The sequence below is a fragment of the Actinoplanes sp. NPDC026670 genome, assembly GCF_040638175.1.
Taxonomy (GTDB): domain Bacteria; phylum Actinomycetota; class Actinomycetes; order Mycobacteriales; family Micromonosporaceae; genus Actinoplanes.
Genome location: NZ_JBEZXU010000002.1, coordinates 37,274 through 49,586, shown reverse-complemented (window position 1 = coordinate 49,586; position 12,313 = coordinate 37,274). Strand labels below are relative to the sequence as shown.

The following is a 12,313-nucleotide window of genomic DNA, read 5'->3' as shown; positions in this document are numbered from 1 at the left end:
TCAGCCGAGTGCTGATCAACCGAGTACTGAGCCGCCGCCGTCGACGACGAGGTGGGCGCCGCTGACCCAGGCCGACTCGTCGGAGGCCAGGAAGACGGCGGCGTTGACGACGTCGTCGGGGCGGCCGTGCCGGCCCAGCGGGATGCGGTCGAGGACGACCTTGCGCAGGGATTCGGGCGGGTCGGCGAGCATGGGGGCGGTGTTGGGGGTTTCGATCAGGCCGGGGCTGATCACGTTGGCGCGGATGCCGTGCGGGCCGCCTTCGACAACCAGTTGCAGCGTGAGGGCGATGACGCCGCCCTTGGCGGCGCTGTGCGCGTTCTGGGCCATGAACTCGACGCCGCGGATGGCGGCGATCGAGCCGACGTTGACGATCGACCCACCGCCGTGCTGTTTCAGGTGCGGCCAGGCCGCCCGGACGGTGTAGTAGACGAGGTTGAGCTCGTTGCGCATGGTGAAGTCCCAGTCGGCGGTGCTCAGTTCGTCGAGCGCGCCGAACCGCTGGGTGGAGGCGTTGTTGTAGAGGATGTCGATGCCGTCGTGCACGGCCACCGCCTCGTCGACCCATGCCTGGGCCTGGGCCGGGTCGCCGAGGTCGACGCCACCCATCACGGTGATGCCGGGGACCGCTTTCGCCGTGCGTTTGGCGCCGACGGTGTCGAGGTCGCAGCCCACGACCCGGGCGCCCTCGGCCGCGAAACGGGCCGCCGCGGCGGCGCCGATGCCGCCGCCGACACCGGTGATCAGGGCGATCTTGCCGGCGAGTCTCATGCGTTCACCTGCCGGTCCAGCAGTTCGATCAGGTTTCCCTCCGGGTCGGCCACATACGCCATCCGGACGCCGGGCTCCGGCGAGGGGCGCGGCGACATCCGGTCGGTCGCTCCGGCTTCGATCAATCTCTGGTACGCGGAATCGACATCCGTGACGTCCAGGGCGATGTGCCCGAACCCGCGGGTGAGGGCGGCCTCGATCGGGTTCGCCGGGGACGGGCGGCCGGTGCTGCCGGCCCGTTCGAGCAACTCGATGCGGTAGCCGTCGCCCCGCAGCATGACGCCTCGGAAGTGGTGCTCGGCGAGCTCGAAGGAGAATTCGCTGGTCAGGCCGAGGGCGCCTTGATACCACTCACTCATTTTGTCGATGTCGCCGACGGTGAGCCCGACGTGATCGAGTCTCATGCTGAGCCCTCCTCGGCATGCGCTCCCGGCCCTTGCTTCGCTGCGGTGCAGTCGCTCATGCCAGCACCACCGTGCGGAGGTTGGTGAACTCGCGGACCCCTTCGGCGGACAGTTCGCGGCCGTAGCCGGACCGGCCCACTCCCCCGAACGGCAGCCGTGGGTCGGAGGCGACCGGCGCGTTGACGAACAGCGCCCCGGACCGGATCCGCCGCCCGACCGCGAGGGCGTGCTCGGGGATCCCCCACACCGAGCAGCCGAGCCCGAAGTCGGTGTCGTTGGCCAGCTCGACCGCATGCTCGTCGTCGCGGGCCCGGATCACCGCCGCGACCGGCCCGAACGTCTCCTCGGCGAAGACCGCCATGCCCGGGGTGACCTGGTCGAGGACGGCCGGTTCCAGGAAGAACCCGGGCCCGCCGACCGTCGTCCCGCCGGTGAGCAGCCGAGCCCCGGCGGTCACGCTCTGCTCGATCTGCCGGACGGCGGCATCCCGGAGATCGGCGCGGGCCAGCGGGCCGATCTCCAGGGAACGGATCTCGGTGAGCAGCAGGGCGACGAACTCGTCGGCGACCGCGTCGACCACGATGAACCGTTTGGCCGACACGCAGCTCTGCCCGGCGTTGCCGAACCGGGAGCGGGCCGCAGCGGCGGCGGCCGTCTGCACGTCGGCGTCGCCGAGCACGACGAACGGGTCGGAGCCGCCGAGTTCCAGCACGGTCTTCTTCAGCGCGGCCCCGGCGGCCTGCGCGATGGCCGAGCCGGCCCGTTCGCTGCCGGTCAGGGTGACCGCGGCGATGCGTGGGTCGGCGACGATCCGCGCCGACACCTGCGGCACCCGCTCGGCCTCGACGACCAGCGACCGGAACAGCCCGGGCGGCGCGCCGGCGTCGGTGAACAGCGCCTCGATCGCCAGCGCGCAGCCGGTGACGTCGGGGCTGTGCTTGAGCAGGGCGGCGTTGCCGGCGGACAGGGCCGCGCAGGCGAACCGCAGGACCTGCCAGAACGGGAAGTTCCACGGCATCACCGCGAAGATCACGCCCAGTGGCTCGTAGGAGATCCACGACCGGGTCGCGCCCGACGCGATCTCCCGGTCGGCGAGCCAGCCGGGTGCCAGGTCGGCGACGACCCGGCAGTTCCAGGCGCACTTGTCGATCTCGGCGAGGGATTCGGCGAGCGGTTTGCCCATCTCGGCGGTGATCAGGGCGGCGTACTCGTCGCGGCGGTCGGACAGCAGCTTGCCGACCGCGCGCAGCAGGGCCAGCCGCTCGTCCAGGCCGGTGACGGCCCACCGCTGGGCCGCGGCGGCGGTCGCCGCCAGCGCGGCGTCCACCGCGGCGTCGTCGTGGGACTCGTATCGGTGCAGTTCGGCGCCGGTCGCCGGGTTGCGGGTGGAGATCATGGTCAGACCCCCTGTGGTACGCGACGACGGGCCGGCACGACCGGCGGCACCTGTTCGGTGCTCTCAACGATGCGGTTGCGGACCGTGCCGAGGCGTTCGATGGTCATCTCGACCACGTCACCGACCTGCAGTGGCGGCGGGGTGAGGGTGCCGGTGCGGCCCCACGCCTCGGCCAGGGCGCCCGACGCGCAGGTGCCGGAGGCGAGCACCTCACCGGCCTTCACCCAGGAGGCCCGGGAGGCGTAGGAGACCAGGTGCTCGAACGACCAGCCCATGTGGCTGCTGCGGTCGGCGCCGGTCTCGACGCCGTTGACGCGTACCGTCATGGCCAGGTCGAGGAATCCGTCGGCGTCGCGGCAGTCGTCGAGTTCGTCGGCGGTGACCACCCACGGGCCGATCGTGGTCGCGAAGTCCTTGCCCTTGGACGGGCCGAGGCCGAGTTTCATCTCCCGGCCCTGCACGTCACGGGCCGACCAGTCGTTCATCACGCAGTAGCCGCCGATCGCCGCACGGGCCTGTTCGGGGCTCACGTTGCGCACGTCGCGGCAGATGATCGCGGCGATCTCCAGCTCGTAGTCGAGGCGCTCGGTGTCCGGTGGCATGGCCACGTCGTCGTGCGCGCCGGTGACCGCGTGCGGGGCCATGAACAGGAAGGACGGGGCGGCGTACCACTCGGGTGGCACCGACGCGTGGCCCTGCATGCCTTTGCCGACGCCTTCGACGTGGGCTTCGAAGGTGAGGAAGTCACGCATCGCCACCGGGTAGACCGGCGGGAGCAGGACGACCTGGTCGGGGCGCAGTCCGTCGCCCTGTGCGGCGGCGTCGGCGGCGGCCTCCCGGTCGGCCGGGTCGGCGGCGAGCAGGCCGACCAGGTCGGTGCCGTCCGGGAACGGGTGCAGCCACCACTCGTTGCGCTCGCCGACGACCAGTCCGGTCCGGCGGGCGGCTGACTCACTCGCCGGCACGTCCGCCGGCCGGAAGCTGGCCAGTCTCATCTGATCAGCCGATCGTCTCGTAGAAGGCGCGCTCACGCTTGGCGAGCACCGGGATGGCCTGGCCGAAGCCGTACTTCTCGAAGTGCTCGGACGTGCCGTGCGCCTTGTAGGCGTCCTCGTCGTCGTAGATCTCGAACAGGTGGAAGGTGCTGGGCTCGGCCGGGTCCTGGTAGGCCTGGTAGAAGCGGTTGCCCGGTTCGGCTCGCGAGATCGGGGTCAGCTTCTCGATCGCGTCGAGCACCACGCTCTCCTGGCCGGGCTCGGCGACCCAGGTAGCGCTGACGACGTAGGCCATGGGTTTTCCTCCTCGTTGGGTTCTGCCGCCACGCTAGGCGCGGGCCTGTGGTGGGCGGAAAGCTCTGACAGCGATGCCTGCCATCACCGCGATGAGGGTTCCGATCCACATGTGGCGCGTGTTGTCTGTGAGCCAGACCACGGTTAACAAGAACGTCACATAGCCCAGGAGGCGCCGTGAATCGCATAACTTTCGCCGCTCTGACCGCCGGATCCCTTTTCCTCGCCGCTTGCAGCTCCGGCGGAACCCAGCCGGCCACGGGTGCCGCAGCGGGCGCCGACAACGCCAAGACCATCGTGTTCTCGCCGCTGGCTCTGAAGATCCCGGCGATGAAGGGCCTGTCCGAAGGCGTCAAGGGCTACGGCTCCAGCAAGGGCTACACCGTGCTGGTGCAGGACCCGAACCTCGACCCGCAGAAGCAGCTCACCGACCTCAAGACGGTCATCGAGTCCGGCAAGGCCGGCGGGGCGTGGGTGATCGCGGTGCAGCCGGCTGCCCTGTCCGACCTGGTCAAGACGGCCCAGGAGAAGAAGGTGCCGCTGGTGCTCAACGGTGTGCCGGAGGATTACGGACTGAGCGGTCTGCAAGCCGGCCTCACCTTCGCCAAGATCGACTACACGGCGCAGGGCAAAGCCATCGGCGAAACGCTCGGCAAGTGCATCAACGAGAAACTCGGCGGCACCGCCAAGGTCATCCTGACCGTGTCGGCCGCGGGCACCGCCGGCAAAGAGGACGTCGAGAAAGCGCAGCTGGAGGCGCTGAAGGCGGCCGCTCCGGGCGCGGAGATCGTCACCGAGGTGCAGGTCGGCGACCGGGCCAAGGCGCAGACCGACATCGGCAACGCCCTGCAGGGCAACCCGGGCGCCAACGCGGTGATCGGCAACAACGACGAGGGCGCCCTCGGTGCGGTCGGCGCGTTCGCCGCGGCCGGCAAGGAACTGCCCTGCATCACCGAGACCGGCGGCAACGACGAGGTCCTGCAGGCGGTCAAGGACGGGAAGATCTACGCATCGGTGGCGCTCCAGTTCGACGCCGACATGGTCCAGTCGTTCGACAGCCTCACCGCGATGATGGCCAACCCGACGGCCCAGGGCCAGCAGCTCGCGACGCCGCAGAAGGTGATCACGGCAGCGGGTGGGCAGTGACGGTGACCGCACCCGCGGCGGAGACGACCGTTCCGACCGGCCACGACGTTCCGCGTGCCGTCTCCGCCCTGCTGTTCGTCCGCGACCGTGGCATCTTCGTGCTCTGGGGCCTGATCATCCTGGCCTTCTCGTTCTGGTGCGCCCCCTACTTCGCGACCCTGGACAACGCGCTGCTGATCGCCAACGCGGCCGCGCTCACCGCGATCTTCGCCGCCGGTGTCGGCTTCGGCGTGATGACCGGTGTGCTGGATCTGTCGCTGCCGGGCACCGCGGCGTTCGCGTCCTGCCTCACCGGCTGGCTGATCACCAACGGTCAGCCGGTGTGGGCCGGGCTGCTCGCCGGGCTGGCCAGCGGGGTGCTGGTCGGCCTGGCCAACGGGCTGATCGTGCTGCGCGGCTTCAACCCGATCATCGTCACCATCGGCACGCTGTCGGCGCTGTCCGGGCTGGCCGCGGTGATCGCCGGCGGCTACACCTTCCCCGGGCTGACCGGGCTGACGTTCATGGGCACCGACAGGTACCTCGGGGTGCCGGCGCCGGTGTACATCGTCGCCCTGTTGTTCCTGGTCGGGACGGTGTTCCTGACCCGTACCCGGGACGGGATCCGGCTGATGGCGGTCGGTGGCAACGCCGAGGCGGTGCGCCGGTCCGGCATCCACGCCGACCGGTACAAGGTCCTCGGGTTCGTGATCTCCGGGCTGTGCGCCGCCCTCGGCGGGCTGGTCACCGCGGCGATCACCACCGAGGCCACCCCGGAGGCCAGCCCCAGCATCATCTTCAACGCCCTCACCGCGGTCGCGCTGGCCGGGGTGGCGCTGACCGGCGGGCGCGGCAGCCTGCCCCGGGTGCTGGTCGGCGCGCTGATCCTGGCCACCATCGCCAACGGCCTGACCATCCGCGGGGTGCAGCCATACTGGGCGACCGTCACCACCGGCGTGCTGCTGCTCGCGTCGCTGCTGCTGGAGCGGATCGTGCAGACCGGTGTCTCGAACCGGCTGATGAGCAGCGCCAACCTGTCGGTCCACAAGAAGCAGGTCTGACCCATGACGACTCCCGCTCTGCGACTCACCGGCATCGACATGCACTACGGCTACGTGCGGGCGCTGTCCGGCATCGACTTCCACGTCCAGCCTGGCGAGGTGGTCGGCCTGCTCGGCGACAACGGCGCCGGCAAATCCACCCTGCTCAAGGTGATGTCCGGCGCCCACCGCCCGAGCGGCGGCACGATCGCGGTCAACGGCCGCGAGGTGTCCTTCCACTCCCCCAGCGACTCGGCGGCCGCCGGCATCCAGATGGTCTACCAGGACCTCGCCCTGGTCGACCCGCAGGACATCTCCACCAACCTCAACATCGGCCGGGAGATCCTGCGCCGCGGCCCGCTCGGCTGGCTCGGTTTCGTCGATCGCAAAGCCATGCGTAAACGCTCCGAGACCGAACTCGACCGCCTCGGCGTGCGCACCGCGCCGATGACCCGCCCGGTGGAGATGCTCTCCGGCGGCCAGCGCCAGGTGGTCGCCCTGGCCCGCGGCGCGATCCGGGTCTCCGGTGAAGCCGGCGGTGTGCTGCTGCTCGACGAACCCACCGCCGCCCTCGGCTACGAGCAGACCAAGCAGGTCGAGGCGCTGATCCGGCGGATGGCCGGGCAGGGCATCGCGATCGTCCTGGTCACCCACAACCTTCCGCTCTGCAACGAGGTCGCCGATCGGATCGTGGTGCTCAACCGGGGCAGCAAGGTCGCCGACATCGCCGTCGCCGACACCGACCCGGACGCCGTCGTCGGCTGGATCACCGGCGCCCGCCCCTCCCAATTCGTGTGAAAGGCAGTCCTCATGGCTGACTCCCCGAGCCGCCGGGTCCTCGTCGTCGGCGGCGGCATCACCGGCAGCACCCTCGCCCTCGCGCTCGCCCAGCGCGGCGTCCACGTCATCCTGGTCGAGCTGCGCCGCGAACTCGGCGGCGTCGGCCACGGCATCACCCTGCAGGGCAACGCGCTCAAGGCCTTCCACTCCGTCGGCATCCTCGACGAACTCGCCGAACACGGCTGCGCCTTCGACCGGCTGCGGATGTTCCGGGCCGACGGCGTACAGATCATGGAGATGCCGGCGCCGCCGATGGGCGGGCCCGGCCTGCCGCCGACGATGGGCGCGCTGCGGGCCCGGCTCGCCGACATCCTGGCCCGCCGGGTCGCCGGCGCCGGGGTGGACGTACGCACCGGCACCACCGTCACGGCGATCGACGACCGGGGCCACGAGGTCGTCGCGACCCTGTCCGACGGCACCACCGAAACCGTGGACCTGCTGGTCGGCGCGGACGGCATCCGGTCCAGCGTCCGATCCATGATCGGCATCGACACGTCGCCGCGTTCGGTCGGCATGGGCATCTGGCGGGTCGTCGCGCAACGGCCGAAGGAGATGGACTGCTCCGGCCTCTACTACGGCGGCCCGAAGTACAAGGCCGGCTACACGCCGATCTCCGACGACCTCTGCTACGCGTTCCTGCTGGAGGGCAACCTCGACCGCTCGTTCGTCGGCGAACACCCCAACGGCAAGATCCTGAAAGAGCGCGGGCAGGGGTACGGCGGGGTGTGGGGCCAGGTCCGCGACAGCCTCGCCGACGACGCGGTCGTCAACTACCAGTACATCGAGGCGATCCTGGTCGACGAGCCGTGGTTCCGCGGCCGGACGATCGTGATCGGCGACGCGGCGCACGCCTGCCCGCCGCTGATCGCCCAGGGCGCCGCCATGTGCGCCGAGGACGCGGTGGTCCTGGCCGACATGCTGACCGGCGGCGACGGAATCGACGAGGTGCTGCCGGCGTTCATGGCCCGGCGGCTGCCGCGAGTGAAGATGGTGCTGGACAACAGCCTGCTGATGGCCGAGTGGGAGATCCACCCGGACACCCCCGGCGCCGACCCGGGCCGGTTGATGGGCCAGACCCTCGGCGCGCTGTGCGAGCCGGCGTGAACCTGATCGAACGCGGCACGCCCGGCTTCGAGCAGGCCTGCTCCGACCGGATCTTCAACCGGCGGCTTCCCGACCGGTCACCCGCCGCGGTGCTGCGGGCGACCAGCGAGAAGGACGTCATCGATGGGGTACGGCTGGCCCGCGACCGTGGCTGGCAGGTCGCGGTCCGGTCCGGCGGGCACAGCTGGGCGCAATGGTCGGTGCGCGACGACGCCCTCGTCATCGACCTCGGCGGTCTCCGCGAGCTGGGCTACGACGAGACGACCGGGATCGCGACCGCGTCACCGGCGATCCAGGGCGGCACCGAGCTGGCGCCGTTCCTGGCCGGGCACGGGCGGTTCTTCGTGGGCGGGCACTGCCCGACCGTGGGGATCGGCGGGTTCCTGCTGCAGGGCGGGCAGGGCTGGAACGCCCGCGGCTGGGGCTGGGCCGCCGAATACGTCGAGGCGATCGACGTGGTCACCGCCGACGGCGAGCTGGTCCGGGCGGACGCCACCGTCAACAGCGACCTGTACTGGGCGGCCCGCGGCTCCGGCCCCGGCTTTCCCGGGGTGGTGACCCGCTTCCACCTGCGGACGTTGCCCGCCCCCGGGTATGTGGCGCAGACCGTGCAGGCGTACCGGCTCGACGACTTCGACGAAGTGATGACGTGGCTGCAAGGCATGCACGGCACGGTCGACAGCAACGTGGAGATCGTGGCGCTGACCAAGACGGACGTGGAGCTCTCGCCGTACCCCATCCTGCTGGTGACTGCGGTCGCGCTCGTCGCGGACGCACCGCAAGCCGACGCCGCGCTCGCGCCGTTGCGGGCCAATCCCGCCCTCGGGCGGGCCCTGTTCGTGGTGGACGCGGTCCCGACGACGCTCGACGAACAGCGGGCCCGGCAGCTGGCCGACAACCCGGAGGGACATCGGTGGGCCGTCGACAACGCCTGGCTCACCGGCCCGGCGGGGGACGTGGTGCCGGCGATGCGGCGGGCGTTCACGACGCTGCCGAACGAGAAGGCGTTCACGATCTGGTTCAGCATGGCGCCGTTGCGGGAGCTGCCGGACATGGCGTTCTCCGTGCAGTCGGAGATCTACCTGGCCAGCTACGTGCTGTGGCAGGACCCGGCCGACGACGAACGCCACCAGCGGTGGCTGGCCGCCGCGATGACGGACCTGGAACCGGTGACCGCCGGCCAGTACCTCGGTGACAGCGACCTGAGCCGCCGCCAGGTCCGCTTCATGTCCGACGACGCCTGGCAGCGCTACCGCAAGATCGTCACCGAGCGTGATCCGGACGGCGTATTCTGCGGCTACCTGGGCGGCGCCCTGAACCGCAACCACTGGGCGGGCTGACCGCCCGCCCGGTGGCCTTCAGGGGCGGTAGACGTCGGTGGTGAGCCGGCAGGCGTCCGGTGCGGCGGTGACGTCGGCGAACTGCTGCCAGCCGTCACCGATGTCCCGGCCGGAGATCGCCCACGCGCTGTCCCACTCGCGGTGCCGGTACTGCCGCAGGTCACCGTTGCCGGGCAGACCGAACAGGGTGTTCCCGCCGGCCGAGAACACTCCGCCGGAGAACTGCTGCCAGCCGGCGCCCGCCCAGACGCCCTTGGCGACCCAGGTCCGGGCGGCGGGGTCGAAGTGGTACCGGTACAGACGGCCGTCGGCGGCGGCCCGCGCGTAGAGCACACCGGTGTCGGCGGCGATCACCTTGTCGTATTTCTCCCACCCGGTGTCGATGGTCTGCTCGATCGACCAGGTCCAGGTCTGCTCGTCCAGCCGTGACCAGATGAGATTCCCGGCGCTGTCGATACGGTAGAAGTCACCCTGCCGGTCGACGGTGATCCGGTCGTTCCAGCCCGGCTGCGCATACTGACCGAACCACGAGCCGAGCGACCCCACGGGGTACGTCCAGCGCTGCGCCAAACCGCCCCAGACGTACTGGTACAGCCCGTCGGACTTGATCCCGTAGACCCGGCCGCCCGGCCCGCCGAGCACCTTGCCGAACTGATTCCAGCCGGCGCCGATCGCGTTCCGGTCGTTGACGTACTCCCAGGTGGTGCTGGTGGTGGACGGCTGGTGCAGGCCGTACAGGTACATCCTGCCGTCGGGGGCGACGGCGTAGATCGTGGCGCTCGTGGCGCAGTCGGTGGACCGTGCGGCCGAGGTCAGCCCGAGGCCGCTGGGCACCGGGCGCTCCTCGGTCTGGGTGCCGCCGACCGCCGACACCCCGGTGGTCCCGGGCAGGCGGGCGACCATTCTGGTCGAACCGCCGCCGTCGAGGCTGATCGCATCGTCCGCGCCGAGCCCCTTGAGCGCCTGTGCCGCCTGCGCGAACGTCATGCCGGTGCGGTCGTCGCCGTTCGCGGCCAGGATCCAGATGCGGGTGCCGTCGGCGGAGAAGCCGATCGCCGTACGCGGCCGGGTCGTGGTGTTGGTGAAGGTCTTCACCACGCCGTTCTCCAGCAGGATCCAGTCGGGGTGGGCGCCGATGGCGACCGTGGCGGCGGCCGGCTGGCCGGACCCGTCGACGGGCCGGTAGTCGACGGTGACCGGGGTGCCGGCGGTGAGCGCCGCGAGCCGGTCGACCCCGGTGCCGGTGCCGACGAGCACGACCGAGCCGGGCGCCACCGGCCCGCCGATCGTGTCGTTGACCTCGGTCACCCGGCCCTGGCTGATGACGACCTCGCGGACCCGCGAGGCGCTGCCGGTGGTGATCGTCCGGTCGGCGCTGCCCCACAGCTCGGAGTAGACGCCGACGCCGTTGGCGATCAGCCGCGGCGAGTTGAGCTGGTCGGCGGTGAAGGCCGCGCCGCCGTCAGGTGTGACCGTCGCCTCCAGGTACAGCTGGGTGTAGCCGGCCAGGGTGCCCGTCGCGGCGGGAGTGAACGCTGCCACCCCGTTGTAGCCGGCGGTGGCGGCCCGCGCGCTGCGCAGCGTCCCGTCGCTGATGGCGGTGCCGTTCGGCGCGTTGGTTCCGGCGGCATCCGGGTCCCAGAAGTCACCGTTGACCGCGGCCACCGCGCCGGCGTCGCCCGCCATGGTGGCGACGGTCGCGGTGCTGCGGCTGACGGTCGCCCCGGACAGATACTTCACCCCGAGCGTGGGCGTGGTCAGGTCCGCCTCGAAGACCTGAACCGGCAGCGATGATCCGGTGCCGGTCACGGTGCTCAGGGTCAGCCCGGGAGCGATGGTCCGGGTGCCGGTCACCGCGACCGCCGCCGACGCCGGCCGGGCCGGGACCGCGACCCACGCGGTCGTCGCGGTCAGGCCGGTGAGCAGCAGACAGCCGCATTTTCGGGCAGCATGAAACAGTCCCAAGAGATCCCCCCATGATCAATACCTCTAGGACCGATCACCCTACTCGACGATCATCAGGGCATTGATCTACGCCGGTGGTGTCCGCCGGGGCCGGGCCGGTTCGCCCAGTTCGCCGGAGAGCTGGTCGAGCTGGGTGAACAGCCAGCGGTGGGCCGGATCGGAGAGGCGGTCGGCGGCGAACCAGTAGCCCTCGGCCAGGACCACCTCGCCGAACGGCGGCTCCACCACGGTGATCGGGCCGCCGTCGGCCAGGTGCATGCGGGCCAGCCGCTCCGGCACGACGGCGACCATCTCGGTGCCCTCGATGACGAACGCCAGCGGCAGGAAACCGGACACCTGAAGCGCGATGCGCCGGTCCACGCCGACCTCGCCGAAGACCCGGTCGACCGGGGTGAGGATGCCGGGCCCGAACGCGGCCACCGCGTGCGGCAGCACCGCCAGGTCGTCGAGCGTCAGCCGGCCGCCGGCCAGCCGCGAGTTGCGGCGGTCGGCGATCACCACCATCCGGTCCCGCCACAGCGGCCGTGACTCGCCGGGGAACCCGAACCCCAGCGGGGCGATCAGGGCGTCGTGCTCGAACAGGATCCGCTCCGAGGTCCGCGCGTTCGGGCCCAGATGCTCGATCACCAGCCGTACGCCCGGGGCGGTCGCGCTGAGCAGCCGGACCAGCGGCTCGTGCAGCACCGCGATCGCGTAGTCGCTCATGCCCAGCCGGAACGACCGTTCGCTGGTGGACGCGTCGAACCGGCCTTCGACGTCCAGGGCGCGGGCCATCAGCCGTACCGCATGCTGCACTTCCGGAAGCAGGTCGCGGGCGAACGGGGTCAGCTCGTAGTCGCGGCCGGCCCGGACCAGCAGCTCGTCGTCGAACCGGCGGCGCAGTTTGGCCAGCGCGGCGCTCATCGCGGGCTGGCCCACATCAAGGCGGGCGCCGGCCCGGGTCACGTTGCCCTCCTCCAGCAGGACACGCAGAAAGAGCAGCAGATTCAGGTCGGTACCGCCCAGAGTCATCGTTCGGCCTCCTCGTGCCCGAGACTAG

At 71.1% G+C, this 12,313-nt stretch carries 12 protein-coding genes; 5 read left to right on the top strand and 7 right to left on the bottom strand.

Features of this window, described 5'->3' with window-relative positions; translation table 11 throughout:
- Window positions 1-15: 15 nt before the first annotated feature.
- From AB0E94_RS01945 to AB0E94_RS01925, 5 genes are read right to left on the bottom strand one after another with little or no spacing between them, the layout of a single operon-like run.
- A complete protein-coding gene (locus AB0E94_RS01945; RefSeq protein WP_360321005.1) occupies window positions 16-771 on the bottom strand; it encodes an SDR family NAD(P)-dependent oxidoreductase in 756 nt (251 codons plus the stop codon).
- Complete coding sequence (locus AB0E94_RS01940; RefSeq protein WP_360321002.1) at window positions 768-1,175, bottom strand: VOC family protein; 408 nt, start codon at window positions 1,173-1,175, stop codon at window positions 768-770. Before AB0E94_RS01940 ends, AB0E94_RS01945 begins: the two co-directional genes overlap by 4 nt.
- A 55-nt stretch (window positions 1,176-1,230) precedes the next feature.
- Window positions 1,231-2,571, bottom strand: coding sequence for an aldehyde dehydrogenase family protein (locus AB0E94_RS01935; RefSeq protein ID WP_360320999.1), 1,341 nt, complete (start codon window positions 2,569-2,571; stop codon window positions 1,231-1,233).
- Window positions 2,572-2,573: 2 nt separating this feature from the next.
- On the bottom strand, window positions 2,574-3,566 hold the full coding sequence (locus AB0E94_RS01930) for a fumarylacetoacetate hydrolase family protein (RefSeq protein ID WP_360320996.1): 993 nt from the start codon (window positions 3,564-3,566) through the stop codon (window positions 2,574-2,576).
- 4 nt (window positions 3,567-3,570) lie between these two features.
- On the bottom strand, window positions 3,571-3,861 hold the full coding sequence (locus tag AB0E94_RS01925) for a putative quinol monooxygenase (protein WP_360320993.1): 291 nt from the start codon (window positions 3,859-3,861) through the stop codon (window positions 3,571-3,573).
- Between the two features lie 176 nt (window positions 3,862-4,037).
- Here AB0E94_RS01925 and AB0E94_RS01920 point away from each other — a divergent pair, with 176 nt between their 5' ends.
- From AB0E94_RS01920 to AB0E94_RS01900, 5 genes are read left to right on the top strand one after another with little or no spacing between them, the layout of a single operon-like run.
- On the top strand, window positions 4,038-5,006 hold the full coding sequence (locus tag AB0E94_RS01920; protein ID WP_360320990.1) for a sugar ABC transporter substrate-binding protein: 969 nt from the start codon (window positions 4,038-4,040) through the stop codon (window positions 5,004-5,006).
- A 2-nt stretch (window positions 5,007-5,008) separates the two neighbouring features.
- Entirely contained in the window at window positions 5,009-6,046 is a 1,038-nt protein-coding gene (locus tag AB0E94_RS01915) for an ABC transporter permease (RefSeq protein WP_360320987.1), read from the top strand.
- Window positions 6,047-6,049: 3 nt separating this feature from the next.
- On the top strand, window positions 6,050-6,823 hold the full coding sequence (locus tag AB0E94_RS01910) for an ATP-binding cassette domain-containing protein (protein WP_360320984.1): 774 nt from the start codon (window positions 6,050-6,052) through the stop codon (window positions 6,821-6,823).
- A gap of 12 nt (window positions 6,824-6,835) precedes the next feature.
- Window positions 6,836-7,969, top strand: coding sequence for an FAD-dependent monooxygenase (locus AB0E94_RS01905; RefSeq protein WP_360320981.1), 1,134 nt, complete (start codon window positions 6,836-6,838; stop codon window positions 7,967-7,969).
- Window positions 7,966-9,309, top strand: a complete 1,344-nt coding sequence (locus AB0E94_RS01900) for an FAD-binding oxidoreductase (protein WP_360320978.1) — start codon at window positions 7,966-7,968, stop codon at window positions 9,307-9,309. Before AB0E94_RS01905 ends, AB0E94_RS01900 begins: the two co-directional genes overlap by 4 nt.
- An 18-nt stretch (window positions 9,310-9,327) precedes the next feature.
- On the opposite strand, the gene AB0E94_RS01895 is transcribed toward AB0E94_RS01900, so the two are convergent.
- Window positions 9,328-11,274, bottom strand: coding sequence for a tachylectin-related carbohydrate-binding protein (locus AB0E94_RS01895; RefSeq protein WP_360320975.1), 1,947 nt, complete (start codon window positions 11,272-11,274; stop codon window positions 9,328-9,330).
- 66 nt (window positions 11,275-11,340) lie between these two features.
- A complete protein-coding gene (locus AB0E94_RS01890) occupies window positions 11,341-12,285 on the bottom strand; it encodes a LysR family transcriptional regulator (protein WP_360320972.1) in 945 nt (314 codons plus the stop codon).
- Window positions 12,286-12,313 lie beyond the last annotated feature (28 nt).